This is a genomic window from Kribbella sp. NPDC051620 (assembly GCF_044453825.1).
GTDB lineage: Bacteria > Actinomycetota > Actinomycetes > Propionibacteriales > Kribbellaceae > Kribbella.
The window spans coordinates 568,152-585,596 of record NZ_JBITDB010000001.1; the positions used below are offsets into that span (position 1 = coordinate 568,152).

At 68.5% G+C, this 17,445-nt stretch carries 16 protein-coding genes; 9 read left to right on the top strand and 7 right to left on the bottom strand.

Annotated elements, in window-relative coordinates; translation table 11 throughout:
* Nucleotides 1–107 precede the first annotated feature (107 nt).
* Nucleotides 108–1,640, bottom strand: a complete 1,533-nt coding sequence (locus tag ACIA12_RS02515) for a PucR family transcriptional regulator (protein WP_396365025.1) — start codon at nt 1,638–1,640, stop codon at nt 108–110.
* A 209-nt stretch (nt 1,641–1,849) separates the two neighbouring features.
* Here ACIA12_RS02515 and ACIA12_RS02520 point away from each other — a divergent pair, with 209 nt between their 5' ends.
* The 8 genes from ACIA12_RS02520 (at nt 1,850) to ACIA12_RS02555 (ending at nt 11,391) form a co-directional block, all read left to right on the top strand.
* Nucleotides 1,850–2,674 carry a hydroxypyruvate isomerase family protein gene (locus ACIA12_RS02520; protein WP_396365026.1) on the top strand — a complete coding sequence of 275 codons (825 nt, stop codon included), beginning with the start codon at nt 1,850–1,852 and terminating at the stop codon, nt 2,672–2,674.
* Between the two features lie 9 nt (nt 2,675–2,683).
* A complete protein-coding gene (locus ACIA12_RS02525) occupies nt 2,684–3,568 on the top strand; it encodes a 2-hydroxy-3-oxopropionate reductase (RefSeq protein WP_396365027.1) in 885 nt (294 codons plus the stop codon).
* Nucleotides 3,568–5,343 (top strand): glyoxylate carboligase, encoded by a 1,776-nt coding sequence (gcl, locus tag ACIA12_RS02530; protein ID WP_396365028.1) that lies wholly within the window; start codon nt 3,568–3,570, stop codon nt 5,341–5,343. The genes ACIA12_RS02525 and gcl overlap by 1 nt, the downstream gene beginning before the upstream one ends.
* Before the next feature lie 31 nt (nt 5,344–5,374).
* On the top strand, nt 5,375–6,568 hold the full coding sequence (locus ACIA12_RS02535) for a glycerate kinase (RefSeq protein WP_396365029.1): 1,194 nt from the start codon (nt 5,375–5,377) through the stop codon (nt 6,566–6,568).
* A gap of 22 nt (nt 6,569–6,590) precedes the next feature.
* Complete coding sequence (gene allB / locus ACIA12_RS02540; protein WP_396365030.1) at nt 6,591–7,958, top strand: allantoinase AllB; 1,368 nt, start codon at nt 6,591–6,593, stop codon at nt 7,956–7,958.
* Nucleotides 7,955–8,776: a bifunctional allantoicase/(S)-ureidoglycine aminohydrolase gene (locus ACIA12_RS02545; protein WP_396365031.1), complete on the top strand. Its 822-nt coding sequence runs from the start codon at nt 7,955–7,957 to the stop codon at nt 8,774–8,776. Before allB ends, ACIA12_RS02545 begins: the two co-directional genes overlap by 4 nt.
* A gap of 87 nt (nt 8,777–8,863) precedes the next feature.
* Nucleotides 8,864–9,610, top strand: coding sequence for a BTAD domain-containing putative transcriptional regulator (locus ACIA12_RS02550; RefSeq protein WP_396365032.1), 747 nt, complete (start codon nt 8,864–8,866; stop codon nt 9,608–9,610).
* A gap of 326 nt (nt 9,611–9,936) precedes the next feature.
* A complete protein-coding gene (locus ACIA12_RS02555; protein ID WP_396365033.1) occupies nt 9,937–11,391 on the top strand; it encodes a glycosyltransferase family 87 protein in 1,455 nt (484 codons plus the stop codon).
* Nucleotides 11,392–11,408: 17 nt separating this feature from the next.
* On the opposite strand, the gene ACIA12_RS02560 is transcribed toward ACIA12_RS02555, so the two are convergent.
* Nucleotides 11,409–12,338 carry a threonine/serine dehydratase gene (locus ACIA12_RS02560; RefSeq protein WP_396365034.1) on the bottom strand — a complete coding sequence of 310 codons (930 nt, stop codon included), beginning with the start codon at nt 12,336–12,338 and terminating at the stop codon, nt 11,409–11,411.
* Nucleotides 12,339–12,381: 43 nt separating this feature from the next.
* On the opposite strand from ACIA12_RS02560, the gene ACIA12_RS02565 reads away from it, so the two are divergent.
* The gene (locus ACIA12_RS02565; RefSeq protein WP_396365035.1) at nt 12,382–12,843 is read left to right on the top strand and encodes a hypothetical protein; all 462 of its coding nucleotides are present in this window, start codon (nt 12,382–12,384) and stop codon (nt 12,841–12,843) included.
* A gap of 9 nt (nt 12,844–12,852) precedes the next feature.
* Here ACIA12_RS02565 and ACIA12_RS02570 read toward each other — a convergent pair whose 3' ends face one another.
* From ACIA12_RS02570 to ACIA12_RS02590, 5 genes are all read right to left on the bottom strand, one after another.
* Complete coding sequence (locus tag ACIA12_RS02570) at nt 12,853–13,131, bottom strand: WhiB family transcriptional regulator (protein WP_396365036.1); 279 nt, start codon at nt 13,129–13,131, stop codon at nt 12,853–12,855.
* Nucleotides 13,132–13,211: 80 nt separating this feature from the next.
* Nucleotides 13,212–14,069 carry a RimK family alpha-L-glutamate ligase gene (locus ACIA12_RS02575; protein ID WP_396365037.1) on the bottom strand — a complete coding sequence of 286 codons (858 nt, stop codon included), beginning with the start codon at nt 14,067–14,069 and terminating at the stop codon, nt 13,212–13,214.
* Between the two features lie 5 nt (nt 14,070–14,074).
* A complete protein-coding gene (locus tag ACIA12_RS02580) occupies nt 14,075–15,496 on the bottom strand; it encodes a glycosyltransferase 87 family protein (protein WP_396365038.1) in 1,422 nt (473 codons plus the stop codon).
* Nucleotides 15,493–16,773 (bottom strand): DUF2064 domain-containing protein, encoded by a 1,281-nt coding sequence (locus tag ACIA12_RS02585; RefSeq protein WP_396365039.1) that lies wholly within the window; start codon nt 16,771–16,773, stop codon nt 15,493–15,495. The genes ACIA12_RS02580 and ACIA12_RS02585 overlap by 4 nt, the downstream gene beginning before the upstream one ends.
* Entirely contained in the window at nt 16,770–17,435 is a 666-nt protein-coding gene (locus ACIA12_RS02590; RefSeq protein ID WP_396365040.1) for a glycosyltransferase family 2 protein, read from the bottom strand. The genes ACIA12_RS02585 and ACIA12_RS02590 overlap by 4 nt, the downstream gene beginning before the upstream one ends.
* Nucleotides 17,436–17,445 lie beyond the last annotated feature (10 nt).

A 17,445-nucleotide genomic window follows, 5' to 3' on the forward strand; every position in this document is an offset into this window, starting at 1 on the left:
CGGATCTGACCTGCACGACAGCTTGGGCCTGGGCGGCGGCCGATTGCACCCGATAAACCTCTGAACTTGCCCGGTTTCGACTCGGCTGCTTTTGGAGGATCCTCCAATCAGAGCGATTTGAGGGCGAGGAACACGTCGACCCGGTCCTCGAAGTTCGACAGATCGCGACCGGTCAGTTGCTCGACGCGTTCGATCCGGTACCGAACGGTGTTGACGTGCAGGTGCAGGGACTCGGCGGTCCGCGACCAGGAGCCCGACCAGGCGAGGAACTCCGTCAGCGTGGCGAGCAGATCGGCGCGGGTCCGGCGATCGTGCTCGAGCACTGGGCCCAGGACGCGGTGCGCGTAGGTGCGCCGGACGTCGTCGGGCACGGTCGCGAGCAGCAGTACGTGCGAGGCGACCTCGTCAGAGGTGACGAGCGAGACCCTGGTACGCCCGGACAGGGCCGCCCGTTGCGCGAAGCGCGCCTCCTCCAGTGCTCCGGTCAGCGCGTCGACGGTCGTCTCGCCGCTGACACCAACCGCGAGCCTCGCCCTCGACAGCCCGGGATCGAGGCGGCCAAAGGCGTTGCGGAGCAGGTCAGGAAGCTCGGGAGACCATGGCAGCAACGCGACCAGCAAGCCGTCTCGCCCGGCTGCCACGACGGCCGGGCCGACGGTGAGAGCGACGTCCTCGATGAGCGAGTGCGCGATCTCGACCGGACCGTCGTCCCTGAGCTCGGCCACGGCGACGGCCATCGGGCGATCGACCTGTACGCCCGCCTGGCGCAGGCGAGTTGCGACCTCGGCTTGGGGGCCGCCCGACTCGACCAGGCTCAGCGCGTCCTCGACCAGCGGGCGTAGTGCGAGCCGGCCCTCGTCGCGGCGTACCCGGTCGAGAGCGGCGATGGCGCACAGCTCCTGGACCGCTTCGACGTGGGCGCGAGCCCATTGCGTGTGGTCGCCGTCGACGACGAGCAGCCAGGCGGTGAGGCGGTTGCCGAGGCCGGATCCGATGGGGAACAGGCTGTACGACGTACCGGCCGCATCGGCGACCGCGGGCGTGCGATCCGCCGTCAGGAAGCGCCTGGTGATCGCGTTGAGCGTGTCCTCGTCGAGCGGTCCGGGGCCCGGTACGACGTGCCGGCCGGTGGAGGTGATGACGCGGCAGTCGTGGCCGATCTCGGTGGAGATCCGGGCGGTCAGCTCGTCGAGGCTGCGGCCGGAGGCGATCGCCGAGAGCAGTTGGCGCTGGCGGACGAGGCTGGCAGAGAGCCTGGCGCCGGTACCGGCTGAGCCGGCGGCCGCGACGTACTCGGTGACGTCGGCGAAAGCGATCTCGGTGGGGACCTCGACGAGCGTGACCTGGTGGCGGCGGCATGCCTCGAGCAGGTCGTCGGGGACCTCGCCGAGGAGTGCCGCGCCGGCGAGGATCGTGGTCGCGCCTCGCTCGGCCACCGACGCTACGAAGGTCTCGCTGTCCTTGGGGGTGCGGCGCCAGACGAGGCCGGTGAGGACGAGTTCGCCGCCGTTGAGGTAGGTGCCGGGCTCGAGCAGGTCGGTGGTGATGATCCGGCCGATCGGGCGGTCGTAGGCGCCGCGGGCCGCGTGCAGCAGCCGGAGCCGCAGTTCCGGTGGCTCGAACAGCTCCGAGAGCAGCATCTGCATCTCCTTCAGGTCTTTGGAGGAACGTACAACGCGGGCACGCGCGCGCGAAAGGAGTGCTTTTTCAGGAGAAGGCCCGTGGGGACATCGATCAGGCCTCTTCGGGCTTTCCGGCCGGCGCTTGACGGGCTCGTCATCGGCATCCTATGGTCATTTCACATCGCAGAAGCAAATTTCCACAATGCGGAAAATGAGAGAGGGACTCCATGAGCCACACGCTGCGTCATGCCGTGAACTGCTCGATCCTGTTCACCGAGCTGCCGCTGCTGGAGCGCCCGGCGGCCGCTCGGGAGGCGGGGTTCGGGGCGGTCGAGTTCTGGTGGCCGTTCGCTGAGGCGGTACCGGCCGATGCCGATGTCGATGCGTTCGTGACGGCGATCCGGGATGCCGGGGTGCAGCTGGTCGGGCTCAACTTCTTCGCCGGGGACATGCCTGGCGGCGATCGCGGGCTGGTGTCCTGGCCCAAGCGGTCGGGGGAGTTCCGGGACAACATCGACGTCACGGTCGGTATCGGAGAACAGCTCGGCTGCCGGGCGTTCAACGCCCTCTATGGGAATCGCATCGACAGTCATACCGCTCTTGAGCAGGATGAGCTTGCGGTCGAGAACCTTGCGCTGGCGGCTCGGGCTGCGGGCCGGATCGACGCGACGGTGCTGGTTGAGCCGGTCAGTGGGGCTGAGCGGTATCCGCTGCGGACGGCCGCCGACGTGCTCGCCGTCATCGATCGGGTGCGGGCGGCGTACGGAGTACAGAATCTGGGGTTGCTTGCGGATCTGTACCACCTCGCGGTCAACGGTGACGACGTCGATCGGGTGATCGCCGAGCACACCGACCGGATCGCGCATGTACAGATCGCGGATGCTCCTGGGCGCAACGAGCCCGGTACCGGCACGCTTCCGCTGGCGGCTCAGCTCGCCGCGCTTGAGACCAACGGCTATGGCGGGTGGGTCTCGCTCGAGTACAAGCCGGCCACTTCCACCAACGACAGCTTCAGCTGGCTGCCGCGCTCGCGCCGCGGCCAAGCTTCTTAGGAGACAGAGATGACGAACATTGCTTTCATCGGGCTCGGCATCATGGGCAACCCGATGGCTGTCCATCTGGCGAACGCTGGGCACGTGGTGGCCGGGTTCGATCGGAGCCCCGAGCGGGCTGTCGCGCTGGTCGAGGCCGGCGGGCGGGCGGCCGAGTCGCTGGCCGACGCGGTCAAGGGTGCCGACGTGGTCTGCGTGATGGTGCCGGACTCGCCCGACGTCGAGCAGGTGCTGACCGGCGAGGAGGGCGTCTTCCAGCTGGCCGAGACCGGCACGCTGATCATCGACTTCTCCAGCATCCGGCCGGACGTCACCCAGCAGCTCGCCGAGCAGGCGCGAGCCGTGGGGTTCCGGATGCTCGACGCTCCTGTGTCGGGCGGCGAGGCCGGTGCCCGGAATGCCGCGCTCTCGATCATGGTCGGCGGTGAGGCGGATGACTTCGCTCTTGCCAAGCCGCTGTTCGATGCCGTGGGCAAGACCGTTGTGCATGTCGGTCCGAGCGGTTCAGGGCAGACGGTCAAGGCTGCCAATCAGTTGATCGTCGCCGCCAACATCCAGGCGGTGTCCGAGGCGCTCGTCTTCCTGGAGGCGTACGGCGTGGACACGAAGGCTGCGCTGGAGGTGCTCGGGGGCGGGCTCGCGGGGTCGGCGGTGCTGCAGCAGAAGAAGGAGAACATGTTGTCGCGCTCCTTCCAGCCGGGGTTCCGGATCGATCTGCATCACAAGGACATGGGCATCGTGACGGCGGCGGCTCGCGAGGCGGGAGTCGTCGTACCGCTCGGGGCTTTGGTGGCTCAGTTGGTCGCGTCGGCTCGGGCTAACGGTGACGGCGGGCTGGATCACTCCGCGCTGCTGCGTGGCGTGGAGCGGCTGTCAGGGAAGGGCGTGGCCTGATGGCTCGCATGCGCGCGGTCGATGCCGCCGTACTGATTCTGGAGAAGGAGGGCGCGACGCAGGCATTCGGTTTGCCCGGTGCCGCGATCAACCCGTTCTACAGCGCTCTGAAGAAGCATGGCGGGGTGAAGCACGTCCTGGCGCGTCATGTCGAGGCTGCCTCGCACATGGCTGAGGGGTACACGCGGGCCGCCTTCGGGAACATCGGCATCTGCATCGGTACGTCGGGGCCGGCCGGCACCGACATGATCACCGGCCTGTACTCCGCTTCGGCCGACTCCATCCCGATCCTGTGCATCACCGGGCAGGCGCCGGTGGCCAAGCTGCACAAGGAAGACTTCCAGGCGGTCGACATCGCCTCGATCGCGGCCCCTGTCGCCAAGTGGGCGGTGACAGTGATGGAGGCAGCGCAGGTGCCGGGGACGTTCCAGCGCGCGTTCTGGTTGATGCGCGAGGGGCGGCCGGGGCCGGTGCTCGTCGACCTGCCGATCGACGTGCAGTTGGCGGAGATCGAGTTCGACATCGACACGTACGAGCCGCTGCCGGTACTACGGCCGGCCGCGACTCGGGCCCAGGCGGAGAAGGCGCTGGGCATGCTCAACTCCGCCGAGCGGCCGCTGATCGTCGCGGGTGGTGGGGTGATCAACGCGGACGCCGCTGCGTTGCTGGTCGAGTTTGCTGAGCTGGTCGGCGTACCGGTTGTGCCGACGCTGATGGGGTGGGGTTCGATTCCGGACGATCATCCGCTGGCGGCGGGGATGGTGGGGTTGCAGACGTCGCATCGGTACGGGAACGCGACCTTGCTGGCGTCCGACTTCGTGCTGGGGATCGGGAACCGGTGGGCCAACCGGCATACCGGGTCGATCGCGACGTACACCGAAGGCCGCAAGATCGTGCACGTCGACATCGAGCCGACGCAGATCGGGCGGGTGCTGGCGCCGGACTACTCGATCGTCTCGGATGCGCGGGCGGCGCTGGAGGTCTTCATCGAGGTCGCTCGGGAGTGGGCGCTCGAGGGCAGGCTGGCTGAGCGCTCTTCCTGGGGGGAGGAGTGCCGCGAGCGCCGGGCGACTTTGCAGCGGAAGACTCACTTCGATGCGGTACCGGTGAAGCCGCAGCGTGTCTACGAGGAGATGAACCGGGCGTTCGGTCCGGAGACCCGGTATGTCAGCACGATCGGCCTGTCGCAGATCCAGGCGGCGCAGTTGCTGCATGTCTATCGGCCGCGGCACTGGATCAACGCGGGGCAGGCCGGGCCGTTGGGTTGGACTGTGCCGGCGGCGCTCGGTGTCGCCGTCGCCGACCCGGATTCGACTGTTGTCGCGTTGTCGGGGGACTACGACTTCCAGTTCCTGATCGAGGAGCTGGCGGTGGGGGCGCAGTTCAACATTCCGTACATCCATGTGGTTGTGAACAACTCGTACCTGGGTCTGATCCGCCAGGCGCAGCGTGGGTTGGAGATGGACTACTGCGTCCAGCTCTCCTTCGAAAACCTCAACAGCCCAGAACTCAACGGCTACGGCGTTGACCACGTCAAGGTCGCCGAAGGGCTGGGCTGCAAGGCGCTGCGGGTCTCCGAGCCGGACGAGATCCTGCCGGCCCTGGAGCAGGCGAAGAAACTGCTGGACGAGTTCCGCGTCCCGGTCGTCGTCGAGGTGATCCTGGAACGAGTCACCAACGTCTCGATGGGCACCGAACTCAACAACATCACCGAATTCGAACCCCTCGCCGAACACCCCGAGGACGCTCCAACCGCAATCACAGTCCTCACCTGAGAGATACCGGGCACGTGGCGTAGGAGTGGAGGTGTGGCTGGTGGTGTTGGTGGTGGTTGCTTCGGACAAGTTCAAGGGGTCGGTGGGGAGTGATGGGGTAGCTGCAGCGCTCGCGGAGGGGATGCGGCGGGCTCGGGGCGATGTCGTGGTCGACTGGGTGGCGGTGGCTGATGGTGGGGATGGGACCTTGGCTGCTGTTGTCGGTGCTGGGTTCGAGTTCGTGCCGGTGACGGCGGCCGGGCCGACTGGTGTGCCGGTGCGGAGTGGGTATGCGCGGCGTGGGGATACGGCAGTGGTCGAGTTGGCTGACGTCTGTGGGCTGGTACGCCTGCCGGGCGGCGTGCCTTCTCCGATGGCTGCTTCGTCGCGCGGTGTCGGTGAGGTGCTGGCCGCGGCGATCGACGATGGGTGCACGCGAGTGATCCTCGGGATCGGCGGTAGCGCGAGTACCGACGGAGGTGCTGGGCTGATCCGCGCGCTGGGAGCCAGGGTGCTCGACGCCCATGGTGAAGAGGTACCAGAGGGTGGTGCCGGGTTGCTTGCTGCGGAGTCTCTTGAGTTGGCTGCTGTCCGCAAACGGCTGCAGGGCGTCGAGCTGGTCGTCGCCTGCGACGTGGACAACCCCCTGACCGGCCCAACCGGCGCAGCAGCCACCTACGGACCGCAGAAGGGAGCGGGGCCGGGGGAGGTCGAGGAGCTCGACAGCGCTCTGGGCCATTGGGCGGATCTCGTGGCGCAGACCCTCAGCCAGGAGCACCGCCACACCGCGCGCACGGCGGGGGTGGACCTCCGCTCTACGTCTTGCGTCGGCCGGCGGGACGCGCGTGACGCGCCGGGGGCGGGCGCCGCGGGGGGAGTGGGGTTTGCGGTGTTGGCGGTGCTGGATGGGGAGTTGCAGGCGGGGATCGGGCTAGTGCTTGAGCTGGTTGGGTTTCGAGAGCGGGTGGCTGGCGCTGACTTGCTGGTCACCGGTGAGGGGAAGTTGGACGAGCAGACGTTGCGCGGGAAAGCGGTGGTCGGGGTGGCTGCGGCGGGGGCGGCTGCGGACGTACCGGTGGTGGCTGTTTGTGGGGCCAACACGCTGGACGGGGAGCGGCTGCGGGAGGCGGGGATCGGGAAGGCCTATGCGCTGACCGACCTGGAGCCCGACGTACGGCGGTGTATCGCCGATCCGGTGCCGTTGCTGCGATTGCTCGGTGAACAGATCGCAGCCGACCTACGATGAGTTTCAACCGAGAGGGGACCGCATGACCGCGCTGGACCTCGTCATCCGGGCCCGCCGGATGGTCAGTACCACGGGCCTGGTACCCGCCGCAGTGGGCGTGCAGGACGGCCGGATCGTCACCATCGACCCGTACGACACCGCCTACAACGACCACGGCGACCACGGCGTGACGGCTCTCGAGGTCGTCGAGCTGGCCGACGACGAGGTGCTTTTCCCCGGGCTGGTCGATTCACACGTGCACGTGAACGATCCAGGGCGGACCGACTGGGAGGGCTTCACCAGCGCGACCCGGGCGGCCGCGGCGGGTGGCGTCACCACGATCGTCGACATGCCGCTCAACAGCATCCCGCCGACCTGCGACGTACCGGCCCTGGAGCTCAAGAGAAAAACAGCCCAGAGTCAGGCCTACGTCGACGTCGGCTTCTGGGGCGGTGCGATTCCCGGCAATGCCGAACAGCTGAGGCCGCTGCACGAGGCCGGGGTGTTCGGGTTCAAGTGCTTCCTGCTGCATTCGGGCGTCGACGAGTTCCCGCCGCTGGATTCGGCGCAAGTGGAGCAGGCGATGCGCGAGATCAGTTCCTTCGACGGGCTGCTGATCGTGCACGCCGAGGACGCCCACCGGATCGACAGCGCTCCCGCGCCGGACGGTGTGAGCTACCAGCGCTTCCTGCACTCCCGCCCACGCGACGCGGAGAACGCCGCGGTCGCGCAGGTGATCGACCTCGCCCGGCAGACTGGTTGCCGAGTGCACATATTGCACGTCTCCAGCGCAGACGTACTGCCGTTGCTGGCCGCCGCTCGGCGCGACGGCGTGCGGATCACGGCGGAGACGTGCCCGCACTACCTCACCTTCTCCGCCGAGGAGATTCCCGACGGCGCAACGCAGTACAAGTGCTGCCCACCCATCCGTGAGGCGGCCAACCGTTCGCTGCTCTGGGACGGTTTGAGGGCTGGGCTGATCGACCTGGTGGTGTCCGACCACTCGCCCTCGACGATCGACCTCAAACGGCTCGACACCGGCGACTTCGGCGCGGCTTGGGGCGGCATCGCCTCGCTCCAGGTCGGGCTGTCCGCCGTCTGGACCGGCGCGCGCGAGCGTGGGTTCACCCTGACCGACGTCGCCCGCTGGATGTGCCAGGCGCCGGCCGCGCAGGTAGGTCTGGCGCGCAAGGGCCGGCTCGAGGTCGGGTACGAGGCAGACTTCTGCGTCTTCGCGCCGGACGAGTCGTTCGTGGTGGACGTCGCCGCGCTGCATCACAAGAACGCGATCACCCCGTACGCCGGACGCCCGCTGGCCGGTGTGGTGCGCAGTACCTGGCTGCGCGGCCGCCCGATCGACATCCACGCCGAGCCTCGTGGCCGGCTGCTGACCCGAGGAGACGACGCATGACCTACTACTCCCCGAAGGGCGGGCACCCCGCGCAGACGGAGCTGACCACCGACCGCGCTGTCTTCACCGAGTCGTACGCCGTACTGCCGCGCGGCACGATGCGCGACATCGTCACCAGCCAGCTGCCGTTCTGGGAGAACACCCGGCTCTGGGTGATCGCGCGGCCGCTGTCGGGGTTCGCGGAGACATTCTCGCAGTACATCGTCGAGGTCTCGCCCGGCGGGGGCAGCGACAAGCCGGAGACGGATCCGGGTGCTGAGGCTGTGTTGTTCGTCGTCTCCGGCAGCTTGGTGCTGACTGTTGGCGGGGAGAAGCATGAGCTGGCGCCGGGTGGATATGCGTTCCTGCCGCCTGGCTCGGACTGGACGCTGCGCAACACCAGCGATCAGCTCGCGACCTTCCACTTCGTCCGGAAGGCGTACGAGGCGGTGGAGGGGATCGACGTACCGGCTGCCTTCGTGACGAACGAGGTCGAGGTCGAGGGCATCGAGATGCCGGGCACCGAGGGGCGGTGGCGGACGCAGCGGTTCGTCGATCCGCTGGATGTCCGGTACGACTTCCACGTCAACATCGTGAGCTTCGAGCCGGGTGGGGTGATCCCGTTCCCGGAGACGCACGTGATGGAACACGGCATCTACATCCTCGAAGGCAAGGCCGTGTACCTGCTCAACAAGGACTGGGTCGAGGTCCAGGAGGGCGACTTCCTCTGGCTCCGCGCCTTCTGCCCGCAGGCTTGCTATGCGGGCGGACCCGGCCCCTTCCGTTACCTCATCTACAAGGACGTGAACCGCCACGCCAAGCTCCCCCGCCTGAGCTGACGCCGAGTTCCTGCCCGACGCTGTTGCAAGGTGCTTGCAAGGTGGGGGCGGGAATGTGGGGGCATGGGAGCCGGGGTGGTGTGTCGGGTGTTGGGGGAGTTGGCGTTCGAGGTCGACGGGGTGGGGGTTCCGTTGGGTGGGAGTTTGTCGCGGCGGTTGGTGGCGGGGCTGTCCACGGGGGATGGCTTTGCCGTCGGTGATGAGCTGCTGGCTGAGTACGTCTGGCGGGACGGGCAGCCGGCGAACGCTGTGCGGGCGTTGCGGGTGATGGTGTGGCGGTTGCGGAGTACGGGGATCGGGCAGTGGATCAGGCGGATGCCGGCTGGGTATGCGCTCGTGGTACCGGCTGGGCAGACGGATCATGCGCAGTTTGCCGCGGCTGTGAATCGGGGGCTGCAACAGCTCCGGGGGGATGACGCGGTGCGGGCCGAGGCGAGTCTGGAGTCGGCGTTGGCGCTTTGGCGCGGCACGCCGTGGGCGGATCTGGGGGACTCGCCGTCGGTGGCCGGCTCGCGGGCGCGGCTGGAGGAGTTGCGGCAGGTTGCGGTGGAGGAGTTGCAGGCGGCCCGGCTCGCGCTCGGTGATGTCGCGAGGGCGGTTCCCGCGCTGGAGCAAGCCGTTGCTGAGAGCCCCTATCGCGAGCGCCGGTGGGAGCTCCTCGTCCTCGGCCTGTGTCAAGCAGGCCGGCCCGAAAGGGCAATCGCCGAACTCCACCGAGTCCGCGACCTGCTCGCCGACGGCGTCGGCCTCGACCCCGGCCCCTCCCTCTGCGCTCTGGAACACCGCCTGGCTCTCCGCCACCGAGTCCCCGTCAGAAGCGGCCGCTGGCGCTGACACCCCAGTCGTCGGCGTCGAGGCGCTGTTCGAGACCTACCAGGGCCGCGCACTCTCGGTGAGACTCCCGGTACCGTCCTGCACGGTACTGCGGACGCCGGCATCCCAGTAGTGAACGGGCACCGACTGGCCGGCTTGATCCCAGGCGCTCAGCTGGAGCTGTTCGAGGGCGCCGGGCACCTGTTCTGGTGGGAGGACCCGGCCCGGGCCGCTGCCGTCCTGACCCGACTGGAGAGACGCGCGGCCGACCGCAATGACGCACAGGGGTGGACAACCTAGGTAACCTGGCGGGCGCCGCCTGCCGGGCGGCCGACGGATAGGAGAGTATGGCCACCGTGACGCCACCTAGTGCCCAGGACTCGCAACGACGACCTGAGGTCGAACCGGCCGTCGCGCGTCTGACTGTGGGCCTCGGCGGTCCCACCGGCAAGTTCGCCCGGCTCAGCTCGTCGTGGTGGACGCCGCTGCGGATCGCGCTCGCGGTGTGCTGCATCACCTTCGCGCTCGGTGTGCTGCAGAAGGCGCCCTGTATGGAGGACGGCTGGAACCGGCAGAGCTGGCGGCCGTTCCAGGCGCTGTGCTACTCCGACATCGGCTACCTGTACCAGGAGCGCGGCTTCGCCGAGGGCAACCGGCCGTTCCTGGACACCGGCAACTACCCGGTGCTGGAGTACCCGGTGCTCACCGGCGGCTTCATGGAGGTCGCGGCCAAGATCACCTGGGTCTTCACCGGCGACCCGAAGAAGGATGTCACCGAGGCGCAGAAGCGCGACACGGCCGGCGTCTTCTTCGTCGTCAACGTGGCGATGCTCTTCCTCTGCGCGCTGATCCTGGTCGGCCTGACCGTGGCGACCGCGCGCGGGGTGGCCAAACGCCAGGGCGGGGCTCGCGGGCAGCCGATGATCGCCCTGTACGTCGCCGCCGCGCCGGTACTGGCGTTCACCTCCACGATCAACTGGGACCTCTTCGCCGTCGTACTGACGGCCGGCGCGATGTATGCGTGGTCGCGGGGCAAGCCGATCTGGTTCGGCCTCCTGCTCGGGCTGGGGACGGCGGCGAAGTTCTACCCGTTCCTGCTGCTCGGGCCGCTGCTGATCGTCTGCCTGCGCGGCCGGAAGCTGTGGCAGTGGTTCCTCGCGCTGGTGGCGACCGGGTTCAGCTGGGGGCTGGTCAACGCGCCGATCTACCTGCTGGCGAAGAACGAGTGGCTGTCGTTCTGGGTCTTCAACGACGAGCGCGAGAGCGACTACGGCTCGATCTGGTACGTCCTCAAGCTGGCCAAGCACGAGGTCGCCGACGTCAACCAGCTCAACATCGTCATCTTCGCCGGACTGTGTCTCTCGATCGCGATCCTCGGGCTGATGGCGCCGCGGCCGCCGCGGTTCGCGCAGTTGGCCTTCCTTGTGGTGGCCGCGTTCCTGCTGGTCAACAAGGTGTACTCACCGCAGTACGTGCTGTGGCTGCTGCCGCTGGTCGCCCTGGCCCGGCCGAAGCTGCGCGACTGGCTGATCTGGCAGGCCTGCGAGTGCTTCTACTGGATGATGGTCTGGCTGCATCTCGCCCAGTACCTGGCCCCCGGAGACCCGAACCAGCCGGACAAGATCTACTGGCTCTCCGTCGTACTACGGATGGCCGGCACCCTCTGGCTGATGCTGGTCGTAGCCCGGGACATCCTCCTCCCCGAAAACGACCCAGTCCGCCAAGGCGACCTGGTCAACGACCCCGGCGACGGCGTAATCCCGGACACCCCACCCCGTCAACTGGACCCTGTCCACGCCTAGCCTCGCGGGCGGATCGGTTAGAGGGCCAGCTTCGCGACGTCGAGGTTCCCGCCGCTGACCACGCTGGCGGTCAGCGTGCGGAGCTCGATCTTGCCTTCCAGCAGGGCGGCGAACGGTGCAGCGGCGGCGGGCTCCAGCGCGAGCTTGGTGCGGGACATGACCAGCCGGGTGGCCTCGATGATCGACTCCTCGGACACGCGGACCATCTGATCGACGTACTGGGCGATGATCGGGTAGTTGTGCGTGCCGCAGACCGGCGCCGCGAGACCGTCGGCGACGCTCTTGGCGGTCGGCAGCTTCTGCGGTGAACCAGCGGCCAGGCTGCGGCTGACCACATCAGCGTTCTCCGGCTCGATGCCGATCACCCGGATGCTCGGCCGGATCAACTTGATGACCAGCGCGACGCCGGAGATGAGTCCGCCACCACCGACCGGCACGAGCACGGTATCGACGTCAGGCCGGTCGTCGAGGAGTTCCAGCGCAAGGCTGCCGTGCCCGGTGATCACGTCGAGATCGTCGAACGGGTGGACGCCGGTCAGCTTCCGCTCGTCCCGGATCGACTCGTAGGCGCCCATCAGATCGCCCTCGACCAGCTCCACCTGAGCCCCGTACGCCCGAGCCGCCGCGATCTTCGCCGGTACCGCCGTCTTCGCCATCACCACCGTCGCCGGCACCCCGGCATCCCGCGCCGCCCACGCCAGCGCCCCGGCCGCATTGCCCGCCGACACCGTGATGACCCCGCGCTCGCGCTCTTCCGCGGTCAACTTGAGCGTCTTGTTGAGCAACCCGCGAACCTTGAAGCTCCCCGTCTTCTGGAACAGCTCGGCCTTCAGCGTGAGCCGTCCACCGAACAGCTCATCGAGGGCCGACGACTCGACCATCGGGGTGCGGTGAATCCGCCCGCGCAGTCCGGCGGCGGCAGTACGGACGTCCTCGATGGTCGGCATAGATCAGACATTAACTGGACCTAGGCCGCGAGATGATTGACTCATGACCGCTCCACTGCCGATGACCGCCTACCGACCACGGCTGACCCGTACCCTCGGCGTCGAGCCACGCGGCGACTGGCGGGTCAGGGTGACCGGCATCTCGGCTTCCGGAGTACTGCCCGACGCTGCCGCCCAGGAGGCGGCCCTGGACGCAGCGGACAAGCTCCTGCCCCCAGTGACCGCCGAGCGGCCTGGGATGGCGTTCCTGATCGTCCATACCGGCACCGAGGCGCTCTGGGGCATCCTCGGCTGGTGGGAGCTCGACATCCTGTACGTGCGCTCCCTGCGCGCAGACCTCGGTACTACGGACTTCCACTTGGTGCCGCCGGACGGTCCGACCGCATGCGCGTGGGAGCTGCTCGTAGTGAACCAGGAGCGGCAGTCCTGGGTCGCGCATGTGCTCTCTCGGCCGCACGACCCGGACTACGACGGCTACCTCAGCGTCAACCTCGGCCTCAGCTGACCGCGGTCCCTAGCTGACTGCGCTCTCTGGAGCGGTCGCTGGCTCCGGGTGGCCGCGGCGGCGGCCGTAGAGCAGGCGCTGGCCTGCGGCGGTACCGGTGAACTTCTCCCGGCGGGCCCAGGCATGGCACTCGTCGATCACGGGGCAACTGCTCAGGCAGAGCTCGCGCGCCTTGCGCTGCTCCCAAGGCGATGCGGTCTCGTCGTACAAGGATGCTTGTCCGACGCAGGCTGCCTTGGTCATCCAGCGGTCCGCGGGGTCTGCGATCACTGTCAGGGTCGGCCTCATAACGCAAAACGCTATGCCCGCCCGGCAGGGTTTCGGAGCGCGTCTTACTATATGAGAGTTAGTCCACTTAGATACTGTACTTAGGCTAGCTCGAGCCGGTCGGCGACCGCGGTGGCGAAGCGGGTGGTCGCACTGGCGGCCAGCGGGAGGAACAGGTACGGCTCGATCAGCTCGAGCTCCATCAGCAGGTAGCGGCCGTTGCTGAGGATGCCGTCGACGCGGGCGTAGACGGGGGCCTGGCGACTGTTGGCGGCCGCGATGGCCGCGATCGAGCCGTCGAGGACGGCCGCGGGCGGGTCGAGCAGTTCGGCCGTACCGCCGAAGTCGTTCTGCACCCGGTAGTCACCAGCTGCCGGGCGCTTCAGGACCGCGTGGCTGAACTCGCCGCCGAAGAAGATCAGCGACCACTCGCCCTCGCTCTGGATCTCCGGCTGGAACGGCTGCACGAGGTAGACGTCGTCCGGCAGGTCCTCGATCGCGCTGCTGAGCTCGGCGGAGCCCGCGGTACCGCGGATCGTGTGATGGGCAGTGGCGCTGACGGTCGGCTTGATCACGATCTCCTGGCCGTCCAGCCCGCCGACGACCTCGCGCAGGCAGGCGCCGGCCGCGACCTGCGACGGCACGATCGCGACACCGCGCTCGCGGAGCTCCAGCAGGTAGCGCTTGTCGGCGTTCCAGCGAACCAGGTCGGCCTCGTTGATCAGCTTCACGCCAGCCTTGTCGAGCTGGCCGAGCCACTCGGTGAACTCGAGGTAGTGCAGGTGGTAGTCCCAGACGGCGCGCAGCAGCACCGCGTCGTACGCGGACCAGTCGACCGACGGGTCTGTCCACACTTCGGCCACCGGGTCGAGACCGGCGGTCCGGAGGGCGGCCGCGAGCGGCAGGTCGTGCGGATGCAGCTCGGCGTGGTCGGCCGAATTAACCAGAGCGATTCTCACGCCGCTCAGTGTTGGCGTGCGCCGATCGGTTCGTCAAACCGGATTGCTGTGGCACCTCGTTGACGCAGCGTGATCGCGATGACAACGGTGACAAGGGCTGCCGCGTAGATCAGGCCCTGCCGCTGGTCGTGGCCGAAGCTGGCGTAGGCGAGGTACGCGGCGACCGGTACTACCAGCCACTCGAACCTGTTGGCCAGTACGGCAAGGGCAATCAAGGGGAGTCCGTACCAGGGGTAAGTGGGAGTGGTGACGAGCAGCGCGGCGCCGTACAGCCAGCAGCAGGTGACGGCGATCGGCTCGCGGCCGTGGCGCTGCAGGGCGACGATGGCGAGCGTCACTGCGAGTAGCCCGGCGGCGAGCTGGCGGGCCTCAGGAGGCAACACCAGCGCGAGAATCGCCGAGCGGGAGCTGCCATCGTCGAATCCTTCCTGGGTGAGGTAGCCGGGGAGGAAGCCGATCACCAGGGTGCCTGCGGCGAGCAGGTGCGGGATGTAGCTGCCCACGAAGGTGCCGACGGCAACCAGCGGCGTACGGAGGTCTCTCTTCTTGATGGCGGTGAAGGCTGGGAGCAGGAGGAGGGGCAGGAGTTTGGTGGCTGCTGCGGCGCCGAGGAGGAGGCCGGCGATGACTGGTCGGCGACGGGCAGCGACCGCTACCGCGGCGGCGATGAGGAGGGCTGAAAGCACGTCGACATGGGCTGCGCTGCCGGCCTCCAGGACCACGATCGGTGACCAACCCCACAGGAGAGCCCAGCGTGGGTCGCGGTTGGAGCGCTTGAGTTGGCTCGCCAGGAGCGCGGTCAAGGTCACGGCGAGTGCTGCGGCCGCTACCTGGAGTCCGAACGTCCCTGCCGACCAGGGGGTGACAAGGGCGACCGCCGCGAAGTACGCCTGAGCCACTGGCGGGTAGATGGTCGGTACTCGCGGCCGGTTGATCTTCGTCCGCGGATCATCAGCCGAGGCCGCTGCTAGGGCAGCTGGGTCTCGCGGTACCCGGGGTGGTCCGGTTACCCCGGTGCGGTCGGTGGGGGAGAGGCCTGGGAACAGCACCGGATCCCTCAGCCGAGCCAACTGATCTGCCAGCGGCACATGGCTGTAGGGCGAGCTCCCTGACAGCTGCACCCGCCCATCCCACACATACCGGTAGGCGTCGGTACTGGTGATCGGTGCCCGGAACAACCCCGGCACCTGACAAACAGCCGCCACCGCAACCACAGCCAGTACGACGCGCGCCCCAGCCGGCCGCCGAGTCACCAACCACCCAACACCCCCCACCACCAGGCACCCGATCACCAACACCAGATTCGGCCACCACCCAGCGGCTTCCGCCGCCAGAACGCCCACCGCCACAGCAACAGCAACAGCCCCGCCAACTGCCAACCCCACCCCACCCCGGCGGAGCCCGGCCGCCTCCTCCGATGCCTTCATCGGTAGGACGCCTGGCGGAGGGTGGCGGGGGCTCGGCGGAAGGCCAGGAAGGCTCGGTGGGGGGTGCGCCAATCCTCCGTGGCTAGTAGGTCGGCGGCGAGGGCGTGGCGTAGTACTGCCCGGGTGCCAACCCTTGCCCAGGGCAAAGGTTTTGAGCGGCGGCCGCCGTCGGCGTGCAGGACGATCGGGGCGGTGTCGTCGAGGTTGTCATCGGGGTCGACCTCAACCAGGACCAGCCCGTCGGGCCGGACCAGCTCGGCGCAACGGCGTAGCAAGAGGGCAGGCGCACCGCCGATGCCGATGTTGCCGTCCATCAAGAGAACGCTTCCCCAGCGCCCCTCGCCCGGCAACGGCTCCTGCACGGGACGCCGGAGCGCGGGAGCGCCTCGGTTCGTGGTCAGCAGCACAGCCTCCGCCGAGATGTCGACTCCAAGCGCCGGAATCCCACGCTCCGCCAGAGCCGTGACGATTCGCCCCGGTCCGCAACCGATGTCGAGGACCGGCCCCTCGCACCGGCTCAGCGCCAGCCGGTCCACCTCGTCGGCCGGCGCCTGCCAGCGATCGACCTCGCACAACGACGGCACCGCCTGCCCATCGATGCCCTTGGCAACCACTCGTGCACCGGACAGCGCCTTCTCGAACAGCAACCCCGGCGACGCGGCATGCTGCAACCGCCGATGCAACCGCGACATCCGCAACTCGGGAAACCGAGCCGCCAACGCGGCCGCATCCTCCGGCGTGTCCATGTCCCGCAACATCGGCAGCAGCAACACCCTGTACCCGAGCAACCGCAGCCGTGCCAGCTGATCCGCCCCGGTGTGATCAGTGGACATCGGTACGCCGACCAGCGCTCGCCGGTCCGGTTGCCGCAACCCGAGAGCCCAGTAGCCGCCATCCTCGGTCAGCCCCAGCGCCGCGTCGTGGTCAGCCCAGTCGACGTCCAGCAGTTCCCGGGTGAGCTGAGGAGTGTCCATACCCACCAGCAGCATCGGCCCACCGGCGTACGCGTCCTCGAATGCCCCGGCGAGCCGCTCTGCCAGCCCATCACCCCGCTGCTCGACTACCTCGAACCCGCCTGGGAGCCACGGTCCGCTCTGCCCGTCGAGGGCGAGCACGTACCGGCGTACCGGCGTGGATCGGACTGCTGCAAGCGTGTCGGCCAGTGAGGCTCGGGCAAGGGCCGCTGCCTCCGCAGGGGTGAACTCCGTCTGCAGGCGTGTCTTGACCCGCCCAGCGACCGGCTCCTTGGCGATCACGATCAGCGTGTCCGCCTTCACGCCGACAGCACCTTCGACATGTCCAGCACGGCCCGCGCGGCGCCAAGCGGCGTACCGGTGACCTTGGAGCGCCCAGAGCGCGGCAAGTAGTCCACGTCGACCTCCGCTATCCGCCACCCCGCATCGGCAGCCCTCACCACCGTCTCGAGCGGATACCCCGACCGCCGGTCGCGTAGATCCAAGCCCAGCAAGGCCTCCCGCCGCGCTGCCCGCATCGGCCCAAGATCCCTGAGCAGTACTCCGGTACGCCGACGTATCCGCCTAGACAGCTCAGCATTGGCCAGCCGCAGATGCCACGGCCAGACATTGCGCGACACTGGCCGCCTCCTGCCGAGCATGAGGTCGATCTGCCCGGACAGCACGGGCGCAGTCACCCGCACCAGCTGCCGCGGATCCAGGGAGGCGTCTGCGTCGAGGAAGGCGACCACTGGCGCAGTACTGGCCTCTAGACCCGCATGGCAAGCGGCGCCGTACCCGCGGACCTCACACGGCACCACTAGTGCTCCCAGTCGGGCAGCGATCTCCGCTGAGCCGTCGGTGGAGCCGTTGTCGACGACAACAGCCCGTACTCCGGCCGGCAGCCGGGTGAGCACCCAGGGCAGGGCGGCGGCCTCGTTGAGGCAGGGGAGGACTAGATCGACTTCGGTGTGTACTGGCTGCACTCTTCGACCG